General features: G+C 40.6%; 18 protein-coding genes. All 18 read left to right on the forward strand.

The window, feature by feature from the left end; genetic code table 11:
* The first annotated feature begins 32 nt into the window (after nucleotides 1–32).
* The 18 genes from SynMITS9220_RS00975 to SynMITS9220_RS01060 all read left to right on the forward strand — a co-directional run bounded on the left by SynMITS9220_RS00975 (nucleotide 33) and on the right by SynMITS9220_RS01060 (nucleotide 24,420).
* Nucleotides 33–1,418 (forward strand): hypothetical protein, encoded by a 1,386-nt coding sequence (locus tag SynMITS9220_RS00975; protein WP_186990130.1) that lies wholly within the window; start codon nucleotides 33–35, stop codon nucleotides 1,416–1,418.
* 110 nt (nucleotides 1,419–1,528) lie between these two features.
* A complete protein-coding gene (locus SynMITS9220_RS00980) occupies nucleotides 1,529–2,878 on the forward strand; it encodes a hypothetical protein (protein WP_186990132.1) in 1,350 nt (449 codons plus the stop codon).
* A 6-nt stretch (nucleotides 2,879–2,884) separates the two neighbouring features.
* Nucleotides 2,885–3,544 (forward strand): hypothetical protein, encoded by a 660-nt coding sequence (locus SynMITS9220_RS00985; protein ID WP_186990134.1) that lies wholly within the window; start codon nucleotides 2,885–2,887, stop codon nucleotides 3,542–3,544.
* Complete coding sequence (locus SynMITS9220_RS00990; RefSeq protein ID WP_186990136.1) at nucleotides 3,517–4,569, forward strand: glycosyltransferase family 4 protein; 1,053 nt, start codon at nucleotides 3,517–3,519, stop codon at nucleotides 4,567–4,569. The genes SynMITS9220_RS00985 and SynMITS9220_RS00990 overlap by 28 nt, the downstream gene beginning before the upstream one ends.
* Nucleotides 4,566–5,624, forward strand: a complete 1,059-nt coding sequence (locus SynMITS9220_RS00995; protein WP_186990138.1) for a hypothetical protein — start codon at nucleotides 4,566–4,568, stop codon at nucleotides 5,622–5,624. Before SynMITS9220_RS00990 ends, SynMITS9220_RS00995 begins: the two co-directional genes overlap by 4 nt.
* A gap of 1,505 nt (nucleotides 5,625–7,129) precedes the next feature.
* Nucleotides 7,130–8,230 carry a glycosyltransferase gene (locus tag SynMITS9220_RS01000; RefSeq protein ID WP_186990140.1) on the forward strand — a complete coding sequence of 367 codons (1,101 nt, stop codon included), beginning with the start codon at nucleotides 7,130–7,132 and terminating at the stop codon, nucleotides 8,228–8,230.
* Between the two features lie 423 nt (nucleotides 8,231–8,653).
* Nucleotides 8,654–9,439 (forward strand): TylF/MycF/NovP-related O-methyltransferase, encoded by a 786-nt coding sequence (locus SynMITS9220_RS01005; RefSeq protein WP_186990142.1) that lies wholly within the window; start codon nucleotides 8,654–8,656, stop codon nucleotides 9,437–9,439.
* 12 nt (nucleotides 9,440–9,451) lie between these two features.
* Complete coding sequence (locus SynMITS9220_RS01010; protein ID WP_186990144.1) at nucleotides 9,452–10,312, forward strand: class I SAM-dependent methyltransferase; 861 nt, start codon at nucleotides 9,452–9,454, stop codon at nucleotides 10,310–10,312.
* Between the two features lie 49 nt (nucleotides 10,313–10,361).
* Nucleotides 10,362–11,099, forward strand: coding sequence for a glycosyltransferase family 2 protein (locus SynMITS9220_RS01015; RefSeq protein WP_255483168.1), 738 nt, complete (start codon nucleotides 10,362–10,364; stop codon nucleotides 11,097–11,099).
* A 2-nt stretch (nucleotides 11,100–11,101) separates the two neighbouring features.
* Nucleotides 11,102–12,250 carry a glycosyltransferase gene (locus tag SynMITS9220_RS01020; RefSeq protein ID WP_186990148.1) on the forward strand — a complete coding sequence of 383 codons (1,149 nt, stop codon included), beginning with the start codon at nucleotides 11,102–11,104 and terminating at the stop codon, nucleotides 12,248–12,250.
* 9 nt (nucleotides 12,251–12,259) lie between these two features.
* On the forward strand, nucleotides 12,260–14,212 hold the full coding sequence (asnB, locus tag SynMITS9220_RS01025) for an asparagine synthase (glutamine-hydrolyzing) (RefSeq protein WP_186990151.1): 1,953 nt from the start codon (nucleotides 12,260–12,262) through the stop codon (nucleotides 14,210–14,212).
* 47 nt (nucleotides 14,213–14,259) lie between these two features.
* Complete coding sequence (locus SynMITS9220_RS01030; protein WP_222930438.1) at nucleotides 14,260–16,326, forward strand: bi-domain-containing oxidoreductase; 2,067 nt, start codon at nucleotides 14,260–14,262, stop codon at nucleotides 16,324–16,326.
* On the forward strand, nucleotides 16,323–17,543 hold the full coding sequence (gene wecC, locus SynMITS9220_RS01035) for a UDP-N-acetyl-D-mannosamine dehydrogenase (protein ID WP_186990155.1): 1,221 nt from the start codon (nucleotides 16,323–16,325) through the stop codon (nucleotides 17,541–17,543). The genes SynMITS9220_RS01030 and wecC overlap by 4 nt, the downstream gene beginning before the upstream one ends.
* 116 nt (nucleotides 17,544–17,659) lie before the next feature.
* Nucleotides 17,660–19,420: a heparinase II/III family protein gene (locus SynMITS9220_RS01040; RefSeq protein ID WP_186990156.1), complete on the forward strand. Its 1,761-nt coding sequence runs from the start codon at nucleotides 17,660–17,662 to the stop codon at nucleotides 19,418–19,420.
* Complete coding sequence (locus SynMITS9220_RS01045) at nucleotides 19,420–20,646, forward strand: glycosyltransferase family 4 protein (RefSeq protein WP_186990158.1); 1,227 nt, start codon at nucleotides 19,420–19,422, stop codon at nucleotides 20,644–20,646. Before SynMITS9220_RS01040 ends, SynMITS9220_RS01045 begins: the two co-directional genes overlap by 1 nt.
* A complete protein-coding gene (locus tag SynMITS9220_RS01050) occupies nucleotides 20,643–21,527 on the forward strand; it encodes an SDR family oxidoreductase (protein ID WP_222930439.1) in 885 nt (294 codons plus the stop codon). Before SynMITS9220_RS01045 ends, SynMITS9220_RS01050 begins: the two co-directional genes overlap by 4 nt.
* Nucleotides 21,524–22,489, forward strand: coding sequence for a glycosyltransferase family 4 protein (locus tag SynMITS9220_RS01055; protein ID WP_255483261.1), 966 nt, complete (start codon nucleotides 21,524–21,526; stop codon nucleotides 22,487–22,489). The genes SynMITS9220_RS01050 and SynMITS9220_RS01055 overlap by 4 nt, the downstream gene beginning before the upstream one ends.
* Entirely contained in the window at nucleotides 22,489–24,420 is a 1,932-nt protein-coding gene (locus tag SynMITS9220_RS01060) for a nucleoside-diphosphate sugar epimerase/dehydratase (protein WP_186990160.1), read from the forward strand. Before SynMITS9220_RS01055 ends, SynMITS9220_RS01060 begins: the two co-directional genes overlap by 1 nt.
* Nucleotides 24,421–24,543: the final 123 nt, after the last annotated feature.

Here is a 24,543-nt window from a genome sequence, read left to right on the forward strand (position 1 = left end):
GTGTTATTATATCATCTAATCAGATTTGCTTTATGATAAATGCATTGGCTTGTCGATCGATTGATAATAATACCTATTATAGTCTCAAAGATAATGGAATTTTCATACGCTCTATTATTAGTGGATCGATATCGCCTAGCTTAATTACAGAGTTGGTATACGACGACCGAGAACTGTCAGGTAATTCTATCCAAGGTTCTGAAATTGAAGATTTTGATACTGATAAACTAGATGCATCCTTTCTTTCTTCATATTTTAAATATTTTTTGTATGCCGCCTTCCGTGAACCGATTTGTCAAGGCAAGTCCGATGAAGAGTTGTTTGAATTTTATCAATTCCTCGTTTTTAATATTTGTTGTTTAATTAAACGCAGGAACATAGACATTATCCTTTTCGGTACTGTTCCTCATCGAATTGTTTCCCTGGCAGCACATGTCGCATGTTTAATTACAAGTACGCGTCCTTTATTTCCTTATCATAATTCCCTTATACTGGAATCTTCTGATTTGAAAAGGCGTTTTGCCGCTTCTTTCATCTGCTCAGAATATAGTGATATATATCGGCTTCCTTTAAAATATCTGCAAAAAGTTTCCGGTTGTTATACACCGGAAGAAATTCTTAGCCTCTCGGTTAAGAGTAATAATTACACCAAAAATAGCACTTCTAGAGGTTTTCTTTTTCGCTCTTTGTGCCTCTTAATGCAGTTAAAGCGGTTATTCGTTTCATCAAATCTTTCTTACTCCTTTTTCCCTTTTTTAGCTCGCTTTAATTCTCTTTTTTCCATCTTGTACTCATTCTTTCAATACGAACGGGCATGTCGTTACTATATTCATCATTCTATTAGAGATATAACTGATCGTAACTATATTGTTCTAGTTGTTAATCGCAAGCCAGAAGCGACTCACAGTCCTCTTGGTGGCAATTATATCGATGAAGCTCGTGTTCTCTCTGTTTTATTAGAAGCTTCATCTAGACTTGACTGCCTTATTCTTCTCAAGGAACATCCCTCTACTATTAATTCTGGGTTTACTCTTGGCACGTGTTTGAGTACTACTAACTATATGAATTATAAGATGCTTAGTGATAGAATTGTTTTCGCTCATCCTTCTTTCAAGGATGCCCATTTGAGAGAAAATTGTATTGCTGTTGCCTGTACAACTCAATCAGCGGGCCTTGAAGCCTGTTTCAAAAAGAAGAAAGTAATAGTCTTTGGCTATACATGGTGGTCACGTGTGTTTAATGCTCATTGCTTTAAATCTGTAAGTTTACTGACTGAATACTTATTATCTTCGAATCCATCTGATTTACCACATACTGTTGCTGGTAGGTTTCCTGTTCCCGACCTTCGTTCTCTTGAGCCTTGTAAGTTTTCCGAAACATATTCCAAAATGATCAAACAATCATTGGATTTCTTATGATTTCCTTATTTCTTTTCTCCATTCCTGGTGAAGTCGTTCCTTCGTTTAGACATTATTTCCACCCTGTAAGGGATCTTGTTTTTGTTAATGGCTTTTTAACATCATCTCCGATGAAAGAGGAGAATGAATATTCACATTTGTGTATTGATGATCTTTATTTTCCCCATCGTCACCGTCTTTATATATCTGACCCTCATCAACCTCCATCTGGTTTTTGGAATTTTATATCCTCTAGAGAGGTAACTCTTTCACGATCTATTAGACGATTCATTTATTGTAAATCATATTCAGAAAGTCTTGAGTTGATTCGTATTTATGCGTCATTTTGGTTTACTTATTTTTCTGAGAATCATTCTGATATTTATATTTTCCCTTCCACTCCTCATCGTGGTGTTGACAATATTGCATTAGAAGTTCTTCTTTATTTAAAAAAGAAGGTAGTATTTCTTACCGATTTCTCAACCTTAGGTTCTGTTCTTGTTTCAGCTATTAAGATTGGCCCTCCAGCTAATAAGCCAGTTCTTAATGGTTTAGCTGCCTCTATTGCATCCTCATATATTGATCTAGTAAATACTAAGCATAGTGAGGCTTCGGCTAACAATCAGTACCACATGACATCATCTCCCAACAGTTTTAATTATATATTTTATTTATTTGATTCTTTATTTTACCTTTCAAAGTTTATCTGTCGGTCTGCCTTTTCTTTGTTTAAGCATTTGCTATGTATATTAGGGTTTATTAAACCTGTCAAGCCTAGGCGGTACTATTATTCTTCCCATTTTGGTGTTTGTAGGTACAGTGCTTTTTCAGTATCTGTTCAACGGCTTTTTGTCCATCTCAATAAGTGCTCTGTTCTAATCTCGTTGTTCTTTACTAAAAAGGCCGATGTAGAATCAGGTGATATACTTCTCTGTTCTCACGGCCAGCCTGAGGCCTGTGTTAACCCTTTATTATCAATTTTGGGTTATCCGTCAACACAATGTCTATTCTTACGTCTCGTTTTCCCTAGTAAACGAATAATCGTAAAACATCATCCTCGTATCTATAATTTTAAAATTCCTGAATTTAATTGGGACGGCTCTTCCCCTTCTCTCATCAAGAATTTTTCTAATGTGTATATCACCGAGCCTTCTTCTGTAATCAATTATGATAATAACAGCCTTATCATTTCTGGTTGTGGCTCATCCTCTGCTTTTTCAGCTGCTTATGGGCATAAATCCTATCACCTAGTCCATTCTCCTTTAAGTCTTATTTTACCTCAATTAAATGTGTTGTCTTTGGATAAATCAAACATTCAGCTTCAGCCCATCTCCAATTCACCTGTTTTCTTGACCAATTGTTCTATGTATAGCTTACTTAGAAATGTAAGAAATCATAGACCCATTTTTAACGATGATCAAATTATTAGTAATCTCTTAGGCTGTCCTCGTAAACTAGCTTCTATCCTTTCTACTATTTAATAAATCATGCTTAGTCGTCGTAGAAAAATGCTTGATATGTTGCTTAGCAAATACTCTCCCACGTTATCTCCTCCGATTCTTGATGCTGGTGGTAAAAAAGTCAATAAACGTGGTAGCTTTGATCTTTATGATTATTTTGATACCAGAGATATAACCACTGTTAATATCGATATATCTACTCACCCTGATATAGCATCGGATTTCTTATTGCTTGACTCTGATTTAGATAATTTCTTCAAGAGTGCCTTATGTATTGAGGTCCTCGAGCATGTTCAACATTATGATAAATTTATTTTTAAGCTCTCGGAACTCACTGCTTCCAGCTCTCGCATATTGATTTCTGTCCCTTGGCTTGTTCCCATTCATTCTGATCCTTTCGATTATTGGAGGTTTACTCCTTCTGCTCTTACTTTATTGTTTAATGATAGTTCTTTTGAAATTGAGTCTCTCTATTGTATGGGGAATATTTTCGATGTTTGTTTAGATCTACTTCAATTTTATTTGCATACTTTTAAGCATCGTCGATATATACTTCGTTTTTGGGCCATGTTTAAATCTTCTCTTGATACTGTACTGCCCCCTCGTGCGCTCAAAGTAGATGATATACATTCTACTAATAATTATTTTATTTCAACAGGTTGGTTCTTCGTTTTGAGGAAAAAATAGTTGTGATTTCTATTACCGATGGTGCGAGATGGTCTCTTGATCAAGATAAGATTCTTTTAACGAACTATTTTAATGGCTGGCTCAACTCTTTATCTCCATTCAATAAATTTAGGGCTTCTGTTTTCCCTTTAGTTTATTTTGTCAGCAGAGATTCATTATTCAAATTTCCCTACAAATACTTACCACGCTTCATGCCTTTTGCTTTAGATTATTATCATGGTGATCCTTTTTCCGACGATAAATATAAACAATATTCACGTTTTTTGCTTAGTCTGTATTCTCGAAAGAAAATACCATCTTTTGGGATCCGTGTTTCAAACAAATCAATGTTCCACAAATTTCAATCTTCCATCTTAGGTGACTTTACATATTGTATTCCTATACCTATCGATACTCAACTTTTCTCACCCTGTTCTTCTGAGTATAAGTATTTTTATCGTAGAAGCTTGTCAATTTCTGACAGAGAATTTGTCGTCGGTTCCTTTCAAAAAGATGGTGTAGGGTGGCAGAGTGGCCTTGATCCAAAACTAATCAAAGGTCCCGACTTATTTGTGAAGGCCATTCTTCATCTCAGTACAATTTCATCTAGACCCATCACTGTTTTACTTACTGGACCTAGCAGAGGTTATGTAATTAATAATCTTCGCGAAAATGACATTCGTGTTCTTCACTTTTATCCAGATGACTTTCGTCAGTTGCCTCCCTTTTATCATGCATTAGACGCTTATCTTGTAAGTTCCCGTGAGGAAGGTGGACCTAAGGCCGTTTTAGAGTCAATGGCTTCAGGTATACCTCTAGTATCTACAGCCGTAGGTCAGGCACCTGATGTTCTCTGTCATGGACATAACGGATACCTTACATCCTTGGATCCCATTGAGATGGCACAATGTCTTTTGAGTATCCAGCATAATGATGACATCGATCAGTTAACTTCTAATGCCTATTTTTCAGCCTCAAGATATAGTAACAAAATGATGCAGCCACTCTGGAACACGTTATTTAATTCTCTCATCTTTAGATCATGAGAATTCTCTATCCTTTGCGCAACAGGCCTTGGGGTGGTGGAAACCAGTTTTTGATCGCTCTTAATAAGTTCTTTACAGAGTTCACTGATCACTCAACAGACAATGTTTATCTTGTCAATAGTCATCAAATTTCTATAAGTATTCCATTATTAAAAGCAATTTTATTACCACACAAACGTCTTATTCATCGTATTGACGGTCCGTTATCTTCAGTTCGTGATTCCAATAATATTTTTACAGATCTTGCGATTTATATTTTTTCATTATTCGTTGCAGATGGCGTTATATTTCAATCTTCTTGGAGTAAACGTCAACATACAAGGCTACCTTTTGGCTCATTAGTTCCACGGCATGCCTGCACAATTGTCAATGGTGTCGATTGCGACATCTTTAATTCGAAGCTTAGAACATCTCACTTTTCCAGCAATGTAATAAAAATTGTTTGTAGTTCTTGGTCTCCCTCTCTCAAAAAAGGTTCTTATAAATTTTGTCAATTAGCATCTAATTTTTGCGGCACTAATACCCAATTCACTTTTATTGGCAACCTTCATCCCTCTTGTGATCAGTCAAGCATAATACATATACCACCTCTAACAAGTGCAAATTTATCTCTTGAGCTCCAGAAGCACGATCTTTTTGTTTCGTTTAGCCAAGACGATCCCTGCTCAAATGCCCTTCTTGAATCTGTTGCTTGTGGATGTTGCCCTCTTGTCCTTTCCAGCGGTGGTAATGCTGAAATCATAGAATTAACTGGTGGTTATATATTTACTTCCCCAGATGATATATGTTCATTTCTTCATGAATTCATTGATAACCCTGTCAATATTCCTTTGATCCCTCGTTATATCAACATTGTTGGTCGAGAGTATAATTTATTTATTTCTCAGGTCCTCTCAGCTAAACGTTCAAATTTTCTGCTATTGCGACTTTTATTTTTATGTTTATTTCTTATCTTAGTCAAATCTTGTACTTTGATCGCGCAAGCTTATGCTTTTTTCTCAGTTCTCAAGGCTCACTTTCCTAGGTTGTGGCAAAAGATATTTTTCAACTTATGAGCCTCACATCAAATTTATTCAATCCATTTTCCCTTCCTTATCTATATTTTCAATTAGTCGTAGATCGCCCTTCTCTATCTATGTCTTTCTTAAGCAAATTCTTTGTGATCGCGTTGGTAGTTTAATCATTGTTTCCACATCCTCTTCCAACCGCATAATTGATTGTCTCCCTCACCTTACCATCAATACTATCATTTTTGTTGATGGACCACCATTGTCTTTTATCGAGTTATTTATTGCTCTACCTTTATTAATCCTTGGCATCCAATTTTATCATACAGAAGACCAATGTTTTAAGACTGATCATATAGCATCATGCATATTATTTCCAATTTTATTGCCACACCGCAATGATCAACCGCATCATCCTTTCGTTAATAATGGCGTCGAAGATATTAATCATTCTATTATGCGGTTTTTTCACATTGCTTATACCTCGCGCTTATCTTTATTTTCTCTTGTCTTTTCTATTAAGTTGACACAATATTATTTTATTTTGAGCGCAAGATCTCGTTGTTTTTATTCTACTTATACAAAGACTCCTATCACATCTGATTGTTTTCCTGTAGATGCTATATCTATACCATTTGCTCCTTTTTCGCCCTCTAAGTCTCCTAGAACTCTTTTAATGCTTGTTTCTATTTTGTCATGTCACGACAATTATTCCACTTTCCCTAATCTATATGTTTCTGCTTGTGCTAGATTACTATTAACTCATCTACGCCTCAAAAAACTTTTTTTTAAATATTAGCGATGACTCAAGTGTCAACCATATCTCCCATTTCTAGCGCTGGGACAATATGGAGAAATGGTTTTTTACAATCTTCACTCGCAGATACTTCATCTTTTAACAAATTCTGTTCCAAGACTATTACAGCAAATAATAATATTTCATTATTTGAATCTCAAAGCAAACAGAATGGCACTCTTACACTGAAGCACTGCGTGCTTTCGCAGTCTTTGTATTTTATAGATTTATTATTCGAATCCTCAATTTTCAAGGATTTATATTCTATTTTTGGAACAACTCCTCTGCTGACTAATTTTAAGCACTTTCAGTCTATTGGTAAGCTTAAGTCTCTTCAATGGCATAGGGATACTTATGTCTCGAATAAAAATGATATAGGTAATATGCCCCCCGTACTAAAGTTAGCTGTCTATACTTCTGACATTCGTCCCTTTGATCCTGCACTTCAGCTTATAAAGTATTCACATCGAGTTAATTTTGACAACGCTATATTTGATAGGCTATTTTCGTTGTCTAACCTTAACAAGATTACTGTTAATGCTCGTATAGGTGATTATATAATTTTCGATTCTTCTTTATTGCATCGCCGGCGTCCCTGCCATTCTTCTAATGGGTATAGATCTGTTACTATCTATGCTTTTACGCCTCACACATTTATTCAGTCTAAATATTTAGCTTGCGAACATACTAATACTTATCTTAACTATTATAATAGTCTTATACCTCAATGAAATTAGCTTTATTCCTTACTTTTGGTATGTCTCTCTCAGCATGGGAGCGTTTAGGTTTATTAGAGCGTGAGCTTAAACCATATTTTCTTTTGTCACAACGAGGTGCCCATACTACTATTTTTTCATATTCATCATACGATTGTGAATTTGAATTTGCATCACAGTATCAAGTTAAGCTTGTGACCCTTTGTCCTCTTACTGGACGCTCGAATATTTTGTGGCTTAAGTTTATTGAATCTTTTTTTGTCGGCTTTTACCATTTCTTGTTCAATAAATACGATATTTTACGTTCCAATCAGATATTCGGATCTTGGCTGCCAGTTACTTATTCAATTCTATTCAGTATTCCAGTCATCGTTCGTGGTGGTTATGAATTACACTCTTTTTGGATTAGATCATATTCATCATCTATCAGGCATCATCTTTCTTTTCTTCTTTCAAATTTTGTTTATTCCCATGCTTCTTGCATTGAACTTACGTCAATAGCCGATATCCGCTATGTAAGACGTTTCTTCCGGCCCACCGCTCCGTTACTTTATCGACCTAATTGGGTAGACACTGATGTTTTTTGCCCCCAACATTTGCCTAAAAGGTACTCTTTTATTACTATTGGTCGACTAACTCCTCAAAAGAATCATTACCAAATACTTGATTCTATAGCCTCCTTAAATTTTGACTTTAGTTCTTCCGGACCTATTCTTTTTATCGGTTCTGGTTTTTTAAAAAAAGATTTACAAGCTTATGCCGATTCTCTCTCTATTCCCTTAGTAATTATTGATTGTGTTCCAAACTCTGATCTTGCACAATATCTATCTTCTTCATTATTTTATCTTCATTTTAGTCTGTTTGAAGGGCATCCAAAATCCTTGCTAGAAGCAATGTCAACTTCTATTCCTTGTATATGCCTCTCTTCTAATCGTGTTCATGATCTCGTCAGACATAATTCCACTGGTTTTATATGTCGACTTAGCGATTTTTCTTCTTTGGTAAATATTATCTCAGATCGTAGTGATTTGATTTCATCTGTTGGTTCTAATGCACGATCTTTTGTGGTATCCAATTTTTCACTTTCTACTAGAATTGACACTCTTCATTCTGATATTAAATTTTTCTCGACCTTTTGTTGATTATTGCTTGTTATAAAAAGGCTTTTTCGCCGCCTATTTTTTTCACCATACTTCTATTGTTTGCTTTTCCTTCAATTTCTAAGCTTTGATTGCGCTTCTATCTTGATTTTTGCCGACTTGCAATCATGAGACTACTTATTTTCCTATGTTTTAGAAATTGTACGTTTTCTTCTTGCTTTTCTGCTTTTGTTTGTTTGCCTATTGAAGGCTCGGTTGCTATTTCTTATTTCTCTTTTTTGTTTCCTTTCGCTTGCGTTCGTCATTGATCTCTTTAATCCATCGTTCCATTTATCCTCTAATTGCTATTTATCTTTGCTGATATTCTCTATCCCTGTCTGTTCAGATTTTCTCAACTCCTGCGACACTGCTCTTTGCTCTTCTCTTCTATGATAATATTCATACATAGTTTTTTGTTCATCGGAGATGCCATCATCTTTGAATTCTATTGTTAATAAAACTATATCTTTTTTTACCCGTCTCCCCCAATCTCGCTCTCTTCCTTTTCCTCCTGAATGCACTCCTGAAGATCGCGATTTGATTTTATCTATTTCATCCTCAAATGATCCCTCAAATCGGCTTTCTATGCTCTCCTTAGAGCGTTTATGGGCATCTCTCTCCTCTACTTCCTACGTCATTGATCGTCAAATACCAGGCCACATTGTTGAGTGTGGTGTATGGCGTGGAGGATGCTCCATTTTAATGGCTTCTAAAATTTTATCTAAAAAATCTTCGAAACTTGTTTATATGTTTGACACTTTTTCTGGTATGACTGAACCTACCTCCTTCGATATTACTTCATCTTCTGATACTTCGACAATTCAAAAGTTTAAATCTCAACAGAAGAGCGGATATAATGAATGGTGTTATGCATCCTTAGATGACGTTATATCTAATTTACATAATTTCAACGTCTACGATCAGTGTAAACTTATTCAGGGAGATGTCTCTGTATCCTTGAACCATGATGCCAATTTACCTGAATCAATTTCACTTCTCCGCCTCGACACAGACTGGTATGAGAGTACAAAAATTGAGCTGCGTATTCTTTATCCAAGGCTCTGCTCTGGTGGCGTCTTGCTTATTGATGATTATGGCCATTGGCAAGGTGCTAGAAAGGCAGTAGACGAATATTTTTCTTCCCTTTCAGTTCGTGATCGTCCACTTATGTTTTGTACTGATAGAACCGGACGTGCTTTGATCAAGCCTTGAATTTTGACTTTTATGAAGCCTATCCTTGCCCTACGCACTCGTATTTATATTGTCACACGGCCATTAATCGCTTTTATTGATTCACTTATTTCTTCTGTATGGCACGATTTCCCATTAGGTAGGTACCCAATTGGTTCTGAGCAGCTTTACCTAGAACTCGCCAACAAGGCTTCTTCTATTTCTTATCCTGAGATTGATTCTTATGAGAGAGATGTTGGGTACTCAATTGATTTAGAATGGCTCAATGATCTAGCATTACAAACTCAGGTTGTTTGCAAGACTTCCCCTGTTTGTTATGAACATGGTCGTTTACTTTATTCAACTATTCGTGCTTATTTAGCTGATAATAATTTCAGTCCTACTGAAAAACTTTCCATAGTTGAAACAGGAACTGCCCGAGGTTTTTCTTCTATATGTATGGCAAAAGCCTTGCATGATGCTTCGCATCCTGGAGTAATACATACCTTTGATCTCTTGCCCCATGATGTGCCTATTTATTGGAATTGTATTGCTGATCATCAACGCGGACCACTCTCGCGTTCCTCCTTGTTGGATAGATGGAACAACTTAATTTCCAATTACATAATATTTATTTCCGGTGATACCCGTAATCAGCTCCAAAAAATGCATTTCTCACGTGTCCACCTTGCTTTCTTAGATGGAGCACATACTTTTGATGATATTATATTTGAGTTTAATCAGATCAAGGATCACCAGAAATCTGGCGATTATATAATCTACGATGATTATACACCATCATACTTTCCAGAACTTGTCAAAGCTGTAGACTATATTTGTCTTACCTATAGCTATTCGTTTCTCAAGATTTCAGCTAGCACTAGTCGAGGTTATCTAATAGCCATAAAAAATTAATGTATATCTGCTCTTGCTTTATGTCTCCTTCTTTATTTTTTACATTAGTATGGTAATTCCATATTCGCAACCGAAAGCATCCGTTATAATGGCTGCTTTTAATTCTTCTTCTTTCATTTCTTACGCTATTGATAGTATCTTATCGCAAACATTTACTGAATTTGAGTTTATTATCGTTGATGATGGCTCCACAGACTCTACTCTTTCTATTTTAAATTCTTATGCTGAGAGAGATCAGCGTGTACGAGTTTACGCTAATAGTCATAATATAGGCTTAACTCAATCTTTAAATATTGCCGCTAATCTGGCACAGACGCCGATACTTGTTCGTCAAGATAGTGATGATCTTAGTCATCCTGATCGCCTTTCTATCCAAGTCTCTTTTATATCTAATGGTTTGTTCGATATGTGTTCAACTCGAACCCTTATCAGTTCTACTAATCGTGTGTCAGGTCGTATAGCCAGGTTCATCCCCAAGTCTTTGCTATTGTTATTCACCAACCCTTTTATTCATGGCTCACTTTGTTTTAAAAAGTCTGCATTCGACCTGTTAGGTGGTTATAATTCTACCTTTGTTTATGCACAAGATTATGATCTTATTGTCAGATGGTTGTATTATGGCTTTTCCATTAAATATTTTCATCATTGTCTATATACTTCCGTTGATTACCCTTCTAGCATATCAAATTTGCATCGTCATGAGCAACAGAAACAAGCCCTTTATTCACGAAATTTTTGGCGTAAAGCTTGTTTTATCAACCCCTTACTTTTGTTTAGCTGTTTCTAAGAATGACTGTGTCTAGGATTCTTGGTATTGATGCAAGTAACATTACATCTGGCGGAGGCTTAGTTCATCTATCTAGTATTCTCAATTCTAATAATATTGATAATTGTGGTTTTATTTCTGTTTTTGTCTTCTCCTCTTCTTCTACACTCAATCTTCTGCCTGATTTTCCTTGGCTTTATAAAGTTAGTCACCCTCTTCTTGATAAAAGCCCATTATTTCGCTTTATATGGCAAATATTTTATAGTCAGAAAAGCTGTAGGCAATTCAATGTAGACGTTTTGTTTGTTCCAGGTGGAATTTACCTTGGTTTTTTCCCTCGGATAGTTTCAATGTCCCAAAATATGCTTCCTTTTAATCTTTCTGAGTTATTTAGATACCGTTTTTCTAAGACTACCTTTCGTTTACTAGTTGTTAGGCTTTTACAGATATTTACTTTTTTGCGTTCTGCAGGTGTTATATTTTTGACTAAATTTTCCTCAAATGTTGTCACTTCATCTCTCCCATTTCCTCTGAATGACTACATAATCATTCCCCATGGAATTAACCCTATTTATTTCTCAGAGCCCCTTCTCCAGAATTCCATTCATTCATTTTCAACCACCTCACCCTTTTCCTTGGTCTATGTTTCTATTATCGATGTTTATAAGCATCAGGTCAATGTTGTTAAGGCAATATCTCTTCTCCGCGCTAATTTTAATTGGCCTTTGCAACTGAATTTGATCGGCCCTTCATATCTTCCAGCCTTTAAGAGGTTCTCTTCTGCTATCTACAGCCATGACCCAAACCATCAATGGATTTCATATCATGGTGCACTATCTCCCACCGAGATTTCTTTGTTTTACAAGCATTCACACTTAGCTTTGTTTGCTAGTAGCTGCGAAAACTTACCGATTATTTTACTAGAGAAAATGTCTTCTGGTTTACCCGTTGCCTGTGCAAACATCCGTCCTATGTCTGATATTTTTCCGGCTAATATCGGTCTATTTGACCCTTTGAATATTTTTTCTATTTATAAATCTCTATATTCGTTAATATCATCTCCAAGTTTGCGCGCTCATTCCTCTCGACAGAGTTTCAAATCATCGCTAGACTATTCATGGAACAAGTGTGCTAATGAAACCTTCGCATATCTAAGTTCCTTCACTAATTAAATTCCCTCTATGTGTGGAATTGCGGGTTATTTTTCGCTTATCGATTCACTTGATCACCATCACTGGTTAGGTTCGACTGTAGAGGCTTTAAGGCATAGAGGACCTGATGATGCTGGTATATATCATGCTCCTTTTCATTCGCTTGGCCTTTCTCATACTCGACTTTCTGTTTTAGACACTTCACATCTTGGACACCAACCCATGGTTTCTAAAGATGGTCATGTGGTTTTAGTCTTCAACGGTGAAATTTATAATTTCAAGGATCTTCGCTCTGATCTTTTTTCTCAAGGTTTTACTTTTTCTAGTGACTCTGACACTGAAGTATTGTTAAATCTCTACTTGCTCAATCGATCAACCCCAAACCCCCTATCTTTTTTGTCCAGTCTTAATGGCATTTTTGCTTTCGCTATTTGGGATTCATTAAAAGCTCAGTTGTTTTTGGTTCGTGATGCATACGGTGTTAAACCTCTTTATTACAGGGAATCATCTAGGGGCTTTTTCTTTTCTAGTGAGCTTAAAGCTTTACCTCTTGATTCACTTACTATAAACTCTAATTCTATTGATCATTACCTGTCTTACCTTTGGTGTCCTGGGTCAGGAACTCCTGTAAATGAAATTAAAAAGCTTGGACCTGGTGAGTCTATAACTATTTCCTCTGATCTTTCTGTAGATCGGTCTCCTTGGTATTCACTTTTATCATCTTATTCACGTCCTAATTCACATTCCTCCAAGGTGTTGAACAGCCCTGATTACTATATTGATGCCACTGAGTTTCATTTACAAAACGCTGTTCATCGGCAAATGGTCTCAGATGTTCCTGTTGGTGCCTTCTTATCCGGTGGTCTCGATTCAAGTAGTGTTGTAGCTTTTGCCAGGCAACTTCAACCCCAGCTTCAATGTTTTACTATCAACCCCCTTTCTGCCAGCAGTTCTGAGCTTAATTCCGACTGTTTCTATGCCTCGCAGGTCGCTGAACATTTGAATGTTCCTATTAATGTAGTAGACATTAATGCAACCGATTTTATATCGAGTTTAAATGATTTAATTGTCCAACTAGATGAACCTTTGGCAGATCCCGCGGCATTAAACGTACTCTATATTTCACAACTTGCTCGTCAGTCTGGGATAAAAGTTCTGTTATCTGGCTCTGGTGGTGATGATGTTTTCTCTGGCTATCGCAGACATTTAGCAGTTAATACAGAGTTTTTATGGGAATTCCTGCCCTTGCGTCTCCGCAACTACCTTCACCAGCTTGCTTCTCGACTTGATCAGCGTTCTTCATTCAACCGTCGTCTTTGCAGATTAACTAAAATTGGAACCTTCACTAGCGATAGTCGCATTATAAACTTTTTTAGGTGGATCGATAGATCCGATCTTATCAAATTATATTCTCCTTGTTTTCGTGAATGTTTAGAAGCCTTTCCATCTGACCCTATTGGTGATTTTTTCGCTTCAATTCCTACACATATTAGTCGACTTGATCAATTACTCTTGCTTGAGCAAAAGTTTTTCCTTCCCGATCATAATTTATTGTACACTGACAAGATGTCAATGGCATGTGGTGTCGAAGTACGTGTACCATTTTTAGATCATGATCTTGTGCGCTTCGCCTCTACCATTCCCCCTCGTTTCAAGCAGCGAAGAGATCACGGTAAGTGGGTTTTAAAGAAGGCTATGGAACGTCATCTACCTCATGATGTTATATATCGCCCTAAGGTCGGTTTTGGTGCACCTTTGCGACTATGGTTACGTTATGAGTTAAGGGATTGGCTTGATGATCTTCTCTCTCATGACTCTTTAGAGAAGCGTGGCTTGTTTGATCCTCTTGCTGTTCGTCATCTAATCAACCGTAATTTACATGGTTCCATTGACGCAACTTATACTTTGTTTTCTCTGGCATGTATAGAAATCTGGTTCCGTCAATATTTTGATATCTCTAACAATAGTCACTCTTTTGATTAGTAATTTTGAAGCAACTTTTCCTCTCTCTCTCCTCTGGTTCAACCTCATTGCTTGAACTGCCAGTACCTTCTACTAAAGATGGGCACATTCTTATACGTACTCACTGCTCTCTTCTTTCATCTGGAACAGAGCGTATGTTAGTTGAGTTTGGTAGATCTAATATTTTCGATAAAGCCCTTCAGCAGCCAGATAAGGTTAAGCAGGTTTTTGACAAATTGTCCACTGATGGACTACTTCCTACCTTTGACAGTATTCAATCAAAGCTAGATAGTCCCATTCCTCTGGGTTATTGCAATGTTGGTACTGTTATCTCCGTTGGAAAATCTGTTTCCTCTATATCTGTTGGAGATCGTGTTGTCTCAAATGGTCCTCATGCTGAGATTGTTTCAGTTCCAAGCAACCTCTGTGCAGTTATACCTTCAAATGTAAGCGACGAAGAAGCATCTTTCGTTGTATTGGCTGCTATTGGGTTACAGGGTATTAGGCTCCTTAATCCCACCTTTGGGGAAACATTTCTCGTAAGTGGCTTAGGTTTAATTGGTCTTTTAACTTCTCAACTTTTGTTAGCCAATGGTTGTCGAGTATTAGGAATTGATCCTGATGTAGAGAAGTGCCTCTTGGCTCAGTCTTTTGGTGTATCTACTCTTGATCTTTCGTCAGATATCAATCCAGTATCATGGTGTTACGACGAAACCGATAATGTTGGTGTAGACGGAGTTCTAATTACTGCTTCAACTGCTTCTTCTGAACCTGTACATACTGCAGCTATGTCTTGTAGGCAGCGTGGTCGTATTGTTTTAATTGGCGTATCTGGTCTTGATCTTCAGCGTGATCTTTTTTATAAAAAGGAGCTCTCTTTTCAGGTTAGTTGTTCATACGGTCCAGGTCGTTATGATCCTCTTTATGAGCAATCTGGAATTGACTATCCCGTTGGTTTTGTTCGTTGGACTGAAAACCGCAATTTTATCGCTATTCTACATGCTTTTGCCAAAAGATCTCTTTCAATCAAGGACTTAATTTCTCATCGTTTTGATTTCGATAATGCTTCTAATGCTTATGACTTGCTTATGAGTAAAAATAACTCATTTGGTATTCTATTACGATATTCATCCGATCATGATCTAGACCGTCGAACTGTACGGCTAAGGCCTGACGCCTCTGCAACTCACTCTTCTTTTGGTCTTGACCCTACTATTGCTGTATTAGGTTCTGGTAATTATTCTTCTCGTGTCTTAATCCCATCTTTTAAGAAGGCCGGAGCTCAATTTCATACACTTATCTCTACCAGTGGCGGTGGCCCGGTTCTTGTTGGCATGAAATACGGGTTTGTATGTGCTAGCACTGATGTTAATTCCGCTTTCCATAATCCTTCTATTAATACTATTGTTATTGCTACTAGGCATGATAGCCACGCATCTCTCGTTGTTGAAGCACTGGCATGTGGCAAGCATGTTTTTGTTGAAAAGCCCCTTTGCTTGACAACTGATCAACTCAATTGTATTGAAAAAGCTTATAATAATGAATCTATCTTGACTGTTGGCTTTAATCGTCGTTTTGCTCCTTTAATTCTTGAACTTAACAAGCAATTAAAATCTTTAAGCGGCCCTAAAGCTTTTGTTTACACTTGCAATGCTGGGTTTATACCATCGAATCACTGGACCCAATCTCCAGAATTAGGCGGTGGACGTCTTTTAGGCGAGGCTTGTCATTTTGTAGATCTACTTCGTCATCTGGCTGCGAGTCCTATTCAAGATCTCCAGGTCACCACTGCAGCCTCCCATCAGGACTGCTCTGATACCTTTTCCCTCCAATTGCGATTCGTTGACGGGTCTATTGGAACTGTCCATTACTTTGCAAACGGCAGTAGGTCTTTCCCCAAGGAGCGCCTTGAAGTGTTTGCTTCCGGAAAAGTTTTCTGTTTAGACAATTTCCGCAAGCTTAAGGCTTGGGGTATCCCCGGTTTTCGAACTCGTCGTTCCTTATCGCAGGATAAGGGTCACCAGAACTTGTGTGCTTCTTTTCTAAATTCAATTGAAGCTGGTCAACCACCCCCGATTCCTGTGTCGGAGATCTTTGAAGTACAGCGCTTTCTTCTTCAGTCCGTTAATCAATGAGTACTTGTTGCATTCTTGGTCTTGGTTACATCGGTCTCCCAACTGCAGTAGTTCTTGCTCGCGCTGGTCATCGGGTTATTGGCGTTGATGTGAATTCGGAGGTTGTCGCCAAGGTCAATCAGGGAATCATTCACATTGTTGAGCCAGATCTTGATGAGGCTGTGGCTAGTGTTGTTGCTTCTGGCACTCTCTTTGCTCAAGTGGTGCCAGCTCCAGCTGATGTTTTCATAATTGCTGTGCCAACGCCTTTTCGTATTAGTACACAACATATTCCTCAACCAAATATTGATTATGTTTTAGAGGCTGCCCGCTCAATATCGCCATACTTGCGCCCCGGCAATTTGGTTTTGCTTGAATCCACCTCGCCAGTCGGTACTACTGAGCAAATGGCAAATGAAATTTCTCGATATTGTGGTTTCAATCATGATCAGATTGATATTGCCTATTGCCCTGAAAGGGTCTTACCAGGCCGAATTCTAAGAGAGCTAATTAGTAACGATCGTGTAATTGGAGGATTAACATCTTCTGCAGCTGATGCTGGTCATAAATTTTATACCTCTTTTTGCAAAGGTAAGATTTTGAAGACAACTGCTCGTACGGCAGAACTTGTTAAGCTTTCCGAAAATGCATTTCGTGACGTCAATATTGCTTTTGCTAATGAGTTGTCTATTGTTTGTGAAGATTTTGGCGTTAACGTTCTTGACCTAATAGAGCTCGCCAATCATCACCCACGTGTTAATATATTGCGCCCAGGATGTGGCGTTGGTGGTCATTGCATTGCCGTAGATCCATGGTTCATTGCTTCGGCTGCGCCTGATTGCACCCATTTAATTCAAGCTGCGCGTCATGTTAATGACGCTAAAAGTCGTTGGGTCATTGAGCAGGTACAGCTGCGTGCTGGCGCTTTGCAGTTACAACTTGGACGTCCCGTGCGGATCGGTTGCCTTGGTTTGTCCTTCAAGCCTGATGTAGATGATTTACGCCAATCACCTGCTCTTCATATTACGACCGAGCTTCTCTTGGCTGGTTTGGATGTTATTGCTTGTGAGCCTAATCTTCTAGAACATCCTACGATCAACTTGCATTCACTACAAACGGTGCTTGCCGAAGCTGATCTTTTGGTCTTCCTTGTGGCACATAGCCCTTTCAAGGGTCTTCCTTTAGAAGGTAAGTCTGTTTTTGATCTTTGTGGAGTCACTCAACCGAGTGGTTTATGAAACTTCTACAAATATTTGCCTCACTCCCACGGCTACTTCGTACTTTATGTGATGTTGGTTTTCTGAGGCTTCAAAGTCGTGCTCGTCTTGAATTACGCCGGCGTCTTGATCGACTCTTGCCACCATATTTCTTTACCTGGCTTGCTACCACCAGTAACGATGTTGAATTTTGTACTTCCTACTTGCATTGCTTAGAAATTACTAATTCTTATGGTTCTCCATGTTCATTTCAGCTTCCAAAGTCGATTACATTTTCTTTTCTTAATCAGTCTCGCGAGTTGTTTTGGCCTATTCGTTGGAATGATAAACATTGGCCTCGCCTTTGGCAGTTTCATCTTCATTATTTTGACTGGGCGCGTGAATGGCTTGAAATAGCATTGCTAACAAGTCGATGGCCTCAGGAATCATCATCACTTGCATTGCTGATTGATTTATGGATATTTTCCAACCCTTTCGGCCGAGGTGATGGATGGCATAGTTATACTTTATCGCTTAGAATTCGTAATTGGGTATGGTTGTTTCGCTGTGTTCCTCAATTAGCTACTTCTATACGTGTGCAGTCCCTCTGGCATCAATTGTGTTGGCTTGAATCACATCCCGAATCTTGCTACGGAGGAAATCATTGGTTAGAGAATCTTCTTGCTATTGCCATCGGCAGCCTGCAGTTTTCTGGATCTAGAGCTGAAGCAATGCATCATCGTTCATTGCTTTTGTTAAATCAGGAATTGATCAGTCAGGTTTTGCCCGATGGAGGTCATGAAGAACGCTCAGCTGTCTACCACCTCTTGATTCTTGATCGGTTGGTTGAGTTGGCATGTGTATTAATTTCGATTCGTGGTTCGGCTCCGGATTGGCTTCGGCATACAATTAAAGATATGGCATCATGGGTAAGTGTTGTGCGTTTGGAAGGCGGGATACTTCCACGTTTTAACGATAGCGCCGAGGATGCTGCGCCACCCTTGGATGAAGTGCTTGCCTTTGCCCATTCTTACCTAACAGGATCAACACTGGATGATTCAGTAGATAGTTTTCCTCGCTCACCCTTACGTCGTAAGTTGTTGAGTTCTGCAATTGATTCAGTGAGACCTTCTTCTCCCATTTCAAACTTACAACCTACTTACCATTTTGGGATTAGTGATCTACCTGATACTGGTTGGACTTTTCTACGTCCAGGGTATGGTTGGGAATTGGCTTTCAAATCAGGCGTTCCTTGCCCATCTCATCTTCCTGCGCACGTCCATTCAGATCAACTTAGTTTTGAGCTAATTCAGAATGGTCATTTTGTTTTCTCCGAAGCAGGAACCAGTGTTTACGATAATTGTTCTCAGCGTGCATTTGAGCGGTCTGGATCTGCGCATAACCAGCTTCAATTAGGTGTCCCTAACGCCTCTTCTGGCGAAGTTGATTGGTTTGAGCCGGTAGAAGTTTGGGGTAGCTTTCGAGCAGGCCGAAAATCTCAGCCTCGTTTGCGAGAATTTGGTTCCCTGCCTAATGGTGGTTGTTTTGTTTCCGGCGCTCATGATGGCTTTGACCCTATAGGAGCTACGCATAATCGTAGGATTGAGATTCTCGATGTAGGGATTAATTGTCTTTCGCTAACTGTTATTGATACCGTCATCACCAATAATCTATTACATTTACGTCAGTGGTGGCACTTGGCTCCTGATCTGCATAGGAGTTATTTGAAAGACCTGCGTTTTGAATTCTCTGAGGTTGGACAAATTCAAGGGGACTGGTCGACCACAACATTTGCACATGGTTTTGGTAATCGAGTCAGTAGGCATAGTTTTTGTCTTCATGGTGTCTTATTACCTGGTGAACATTGCTTGCGTGTCCATCTTCCAGTTGTTTCTACCAACCCTTCTCTTTCGGTCTGATGCCCAAACTCTGGCTTATTAATCAGTATGCAAATACGCCAGATCTCCCCGGTCATACCCGTCAATATGAAGTTGCTGCAGGTCTTGTCGGTTTTGGTTGGCAGGTAGAGGTGTTTTCGTCTGATTTCAATCTTTCTCAGCGAGAGTACAGGCGACTTCGGTTTCCGCGTATATGGTCCGTTGAGCGACTAGCTGGGATTCGCTGGATTTGGTTGTGGGTATCTCCGTATCGCCGCAACAATTGGAAGCGTCATCTCAACATGCTCAGCTTCTGTTTGCATCTTTCTTTTCACCTGTTGCCTTCCGCTTTGTGGGGTCGGTTAGTGGGAAAGGGTCCCGATTTGATTCTTGCGAGTTCGCCGCAGCTTCCTGCTGCTTTCACTTGTCTTTGGATTGCTCGAATTATGGGTCTCCCCTTCGTGTTGGAGGTGCGCGACCTTTGGCCCCAGGTTTTGATTGACCAAGGAGGAAAAAGCCCCACGAACCCTATTGTGTTGATTCTCGGCTGGATGGAGCGTCAGCTTTACTGTCGTGCCTCATTAGTTGTTGTGTTGGCGAAAGGTGCAGAGTCTTTTGTGAGGCTGCGAGGTGCACAGCAAACGGTTTGGCTACCTAATGGTCCAGACCTTCACTTGTTCTCTCAGCGGCCATTGCCTCCTGACCGCTCTGTCTTCACTGTGGTTTATGCAGGCGCTCATGGTGCTGCCAATGCCCTCGACAATGTGCTTGCAGCTGCCCGTCTTTTGCAGCAGCGAGGTGTAGAGATACGTTTCCGCTTGATCGGCGACGGGCCTGAGAAGCAGTCTTTGATAAAGCGAGCCGTTGATTTGGACACGGTTACGTTCGAGAATCCAGTCTCAAAAGCTGAGATCCCTGATTTGCTGGCCGAATCCGATGCGGTTTTGTTGTCGCTGTCAAATGTTTCCTTATTCCGCTACGGGGTTTCTCCAAACAAGCTTTATGACGCTTATGCCTTAGGGCGTCCTGTTATTACAACGGTTGCTGGAGCCATCAATCAGGAGGTGGAAGAGTATGGACTCGGAGTGACAGCAACACCGGGGGATCCTCAGGCGCTTGCTGAAGCCATTGAGCGTCTTTCGAAGACACCGAGAGAAGAACGACTTGCAATGGCTAATAAAGCAATACACCTAGCGCAAACCATCTATTCGAGACAAAGAATCAATACTCAATATGACGCTTGCTTACGTGAGGTGCTCCTTAAATGATGATTGCTGTGTCCGGGGCTAATGGTTTTACGGGTCGATTTGTCTGCGCTGAATTGCAAAGGCGTCAGCAAGTCTTCGTTGCCGTTTTGAGGCCAGGAACTGATGTCAACTGGATGAAAACTCATCATATTCCGGTTCGCTTTGCTGATTTAAATGATGTACAACAGCTTACTAGTGCATTGAGTGGATGTTCTGTCTTGCTTAATGTCGCTTCCATCGGTTTTGGGTCAGCTCCATTCATTGTTCAGTCCTGTCGGCTTGCTGGTCTTAAAAGAGTTGTTTTTGTTAGTACCACAGCTATTTTTACTCAACTCAATGCTGGATCCAAGGCTGTCCGTCAAGCAGCCGAGTCCGTAATTAACAGCAGTGATCTGGACTTCACGATATTGAGGCCCACGATGATCTATGGAACGCCTGGGGACCGAAACATGATCCGTTTGGTGCGTTGGTTGGATCGTTTGCCTGTGCTTCCGGTTTTCGGTAACGGGCGATCATTGCAGCAGCCTGTGCATGTCACTGATGTGGCTTGGGCTGTGGTTGAAGCTGCAATGACAACAGCGGCGATTGGATGTTCTTTCAATCTTTCGGGTTCAGTAGCGGTGACTTATAACGAAGTTGTTCAACTTACTGCTCTTGCTTTAGGGAAGAAGGTTTATCGTATACATTTGCCATGCGGCATAATCGTTGCTTGCTTGCAAATGTTAGAGCATCTACATCTCGAGTTGCCAATTAAGTCTGAGCAGATTCGTCGTCTTAATGAAAATAAGGCCTTTAGCCACGAAGATGCATTTTTGGCCTTTGGCTATGACCCGATCAGCTTTGACCAAGGCATTCTTAATGAAGTAAAGCTTTTTCGCTCAGGTCCTGAGGTTTGGGAGTGATTCTTTTAATCATCTTGGCCTCTGCGCTTATAACTTGGTTGCTCATGTTGGGCTGCCTTCCTTTATTGCGTCAGCGTCTTCTTGATCAACCCAGCGCTCGTTCGTCCCATCTCCAGCCCACCCCCAGTGGTGGTGGTGTCTCTTTCGTGGCACTTTCCTGTTTGACTAGTTGTCTCTGCCTAATGACGGGGCAATTTCGCCTGTCTTTTTTGCCATTGTTGATGCTTCCATTAGCCATCGTGGGATTTTTAGACGATCGATACCAGCTTCCTGCAACCTGGCGATATGGAATTCAGGTTTTCACAGCCATCCTCATCATTTGGATGAGTCCTTTGTTCCGGTTGAGCGATCTCTCAGCCTTTTGGTCTATGGGTGTAGCGGTTGCATTGTTGGTGCTGATCACAGCAGTGATCAACTTCACTAATTTCATGGATGGTTTGGATGGTCTTGTGGCTGGCTGCATGGCAGTTGGATTTGTAGTGCTGTCAATAAAACTCGATGTACCTTGGTCGATCTGGACATTGGTTGGGTCTCTATTCGGATTCCTGATCTGGAACTGGTCTCCTGCCAGGGTCTTTATGGGTGACGTAGGAAGCACATTTCTTGGAGCCGTCTTTGCTGGTCTGGTGTTGCATGCGATCAGCTGGCCTCAGGCTTTGAGTTATCTGCTGGTAGTGACCCCCATACTTGCTGACGCTTGCTCCTGTGTGGTGCGTCGGTTTCTGGCTGGTCAGGCAGTGTTCAAGCCTCATCGGCTTCACCTTTACCAAAGACTTCAGCAAGCTGGTTGGACTCATGGCCAAGTCTCGATTACCTATATCACCGCAACGGCACTTCTTGCTTTTGCTGTTTTGTTAGGTGGGTTGCCTGCGGTCATTTTGATTGCCATGGCTGAAATCATTGCAGGATTTCTTTTGGATCGGTACGTCGCGATCCCTTTCATCATTGCTTCTGAATGTTGATGCGACGTCTATTAGATCCTTTGGGTCAGATTGAGATCTTCAGATGTTTTCTAAGCATCCCTCCGTTTCGTCGTCGACTGTTGTTGATAGGCGTTGATGCTTTGCTGCTTCCCTTTTCAGTTTGGTTGAGTTTCTGGCTCCGACTCTCCACTCCATTTTCTCCAAATTTTCTGGCAGCTGGTTTGTGGCTGGCCCCTATATCCGTGTTGGTTGGTTTGCCCTTGTATGCCTTCACTGGACAGTACAAAGGTCTTACCCGATACGTCGGGAGTTCAGCTTTATATCGCCTTGCTGGTCGGAACGGCCTGCTGGTGCTGTGTCTGGCTGCTGTTGGATTAATGCTGCAGCTGCCGATGCCACCCCGCAGTAGCTGGATTCTGCTTTGGTTGTTGTTAACCGGTTTCACAGGTGCGCTGCGTTTTGCTTTGCGTGATGTGTTGCTCAGTCTCAGCTCCGGAAGTTTTCAGAACGTTCTTCGGGTGGCGATTTATGGAGCTGGCGAGGCCGGTGCACAACTCGCCGCTGCTCTTCGACTGGCTGGTAAATACAAGGTTGTTACTTTTTTGGATGATGATCCGGGCTATTGGCAGCGGACTATCAATGGGATTCCTATCAGGCCTCATCAGGTGCTGAGTCAGTTCGTGGGTGCGATCGATCAGGTGTTGCTCGCGATTCCCTCTCTGCCTCGGAGTGATCGTCGTCGCATAGTTGCAGATCTCCAGTGTTTTGGAATCCCAGTACTACAGGTGCCATCAGTCGATGACCTCACTGCTGGGCGAGCTCGCATTGACGCCCTAAGACCTATTGCCATTGAAGACTTGCTCGGTCGTGATGCTGTGCCCCCTGATCCTCAGTTTTTGGGGCCAGGTATTTGTGGTGCAGTCGTGTGTGTGACCGGAGCGGGTGGCTCAATCGGTTCTGAGTTGTGTCGTCAGATTGTTGATTTACGTCCGAAGAGACTCATCCTGCTGGACCAGAGTGAACCGGCGTTGTACGAGATCGAGCATGAAATGCGTGCTCTTGTTCCAGAGAGTACGTCTTTGCAAGCGGTGTTGGGAAATGCTTCTGATCAGTTGATGGTTCAGAAGTTGTTTTTGACTCAGGCAGTGGATGTTGTGTTTCATGCTGCTGCTTACAAGCATGTGCCCTTGGTGGAGGCCAACCCCCTGGCTGGTTTGGAGAATAATGTTGGTTCGACCTATGCCGTGTGTCATGCGGCTGCGTCGGTTGGGGTCTCTCAGGTTGTGTTGATCTCCACCGATAAGGCCGTGCGTCCCACAAATGTGATGGGAGCGTCCAAGCGCTTGGCTGAATTAGTTGTGCAGGCCCATGCTCAGGAAGCAGAGCTTCTTGGATGGACGAATCCTCAGCCTTCCACCCGTTACTCCATGGTTCGGTTCCGCAATGTGTTGGGGTCTTCTGGGTCGGTGGTGCCTTTGTTTCGCCAACAGATTGCTAATGGTGGTCCGATCACCATTACTCACCCGGAGATCATTCGTTATTTCATGACCATTCCTGAGGCGGCGCAGTTGGTGCTTCAGGCTGCTGTGTTGTCCAAAGGAGGTGAAGTGTTTCTACTTGATATGGGTGATCCAGTACGGATTAAATCGCTCGCTGAGCAAATGGTTCGTCTTAGCGGTCTTTCGATTCGAAATGTTCGTAATCCTCAAGGAGATATCGAGATTGTTTGCATGGGACTTCGCCCTGGTGAGAAACTTTATGAGGAGCTTCTGATTGATGGCCAGAGCGAACCAACGGCTCATCCTCTGATCTATAAGGCTTGTGAGCGATCTCTGAAGCCTCATGAGCTTTGGTCTCAGCTCAAGGTTTTGGAGAAATCAATTGCTGCTAAAGATGTTGAGAATGCGCTGAATGTGTTACAGGCTTTGGTCCCCGAATGGCAGAGAAGTGAGGGTTGCAAGAGTACTTAATGGACTTCAAAGTAAATGTTTGCCAGCTTTTGGGTGTTGACTTTGAGGTTGAATAGCGTCTGGCAAGTGTTTTAATGAATCTTGTTAATGAAGTTGTGGATTAGCTGTTGTCCCCTGATTCTA

The organism is Synechococcus sp. MIT S9220 (genome assembly GCF_014304815.1).
Lineage (GTDB): Bacteria > Cyanobacteriota > Cyanobacteriia > PCC-6307 > Cyanobiaceae > Synechococcus_C.

Bases quoted from the DNA above. Each gene is read 5' to 3' on its own strand.
- SynMITS9220_RS00975 (WP_186990130.1), top strand. From the start codon at position 33: ATGATAAATGCATTGGCTTGTCGATCGATTGATAATAATACCTATTAT.
- SynMITS9220_RS00980 (WP_186990132.1), top strand. From the start codon at position 1,529: ATGAAAGAGGAGAATGAATATTCACATTTGTGTATTGATGATCTTTAT.
- SynMITS9220_RS00985 (WP_186990134.1), top strand. From the start codon at position 2,885: ATGCTTAGTCGTCGTAGAAAAATGCTTGATATGTTGCTTAGCAAATAC.
- SynMITS9220_RS00995 (WP_186990138.1), top strand. From the start codon at position 4,566: ATGAGAATTCTCTATCCTTTGCGCAACAGGCCTTGGGGTGGTGGAAAC.
- SynMITS9220_RS01000 (WP_186990140.1), top strand. From the start codon at position 7,130: ATGTCTCTCTCAGCATGGGAGCGTTTAGGTTTATTAGAGCGTGAGCTT.
- SynMITS9220_RS01005 (WP_186990142.1), top strand. From the start codon at position 8,654: ATGCCATCATCTTTGAATTCTATTGTTAATAAAACTATATCTTTTTTT.
- SynMITS9220_RS01010 (WP_186990144.1), top strand. From the start codon at position 9,452: ATGAAGCCTATCCTTGCCCTACGCACTCGTATTTATATTGTCACACGG.
- SynMITS9220_RS01015 (WP_255483168.1), top strand. From the start codon at position 10,362: ATGGTAATTCCATATTCGCAACCGAAAGCATCCGTTATAATGGCTGCT.
- SynMITS9220_RS01020 (WP_186990148.1), top strand. From the start codon at position 11,102: ATGACTGTGTCTAGGATTCTTGGTATTGATGCAAGTAACATTACATCT.
- asnB (WP_186990151.1), top strand. From the start codon at position 12,260: ATGTGTGGAATTGCGGGTTATTTTTCGCTTATCGATTCACTTGATCAC.
- wecC (WP_186990155.1), top strand. From the start codon at position 16,323: ATGAGTACTTGTTGCATTCTTGGTCTTGGTTACATCGGTCTCCCAACT.
- SynMITS9220_RS01045 (WP_186990158.1), top strand. From the start codon at position 19,420: ATGCCCAAACTCTGGCTTATTAATCAGTATGCAAATACGCCAGATCTC.
- SynMITS9220_RS01050 (WP_222930439.1), top strand. From the start codon at position 20,643: ATGATGATTGCTGTGTCCGGGGCTAATGGTTTTACGGGTCGATTTGTC.
- SynMITS9220_RS01060 (WP_186990160.1), top strand. From the start codon at position 22,489: ATGCGACGTCTATTAGATCCTTTGGGTCAGATTGAGATCTTCAGATGT.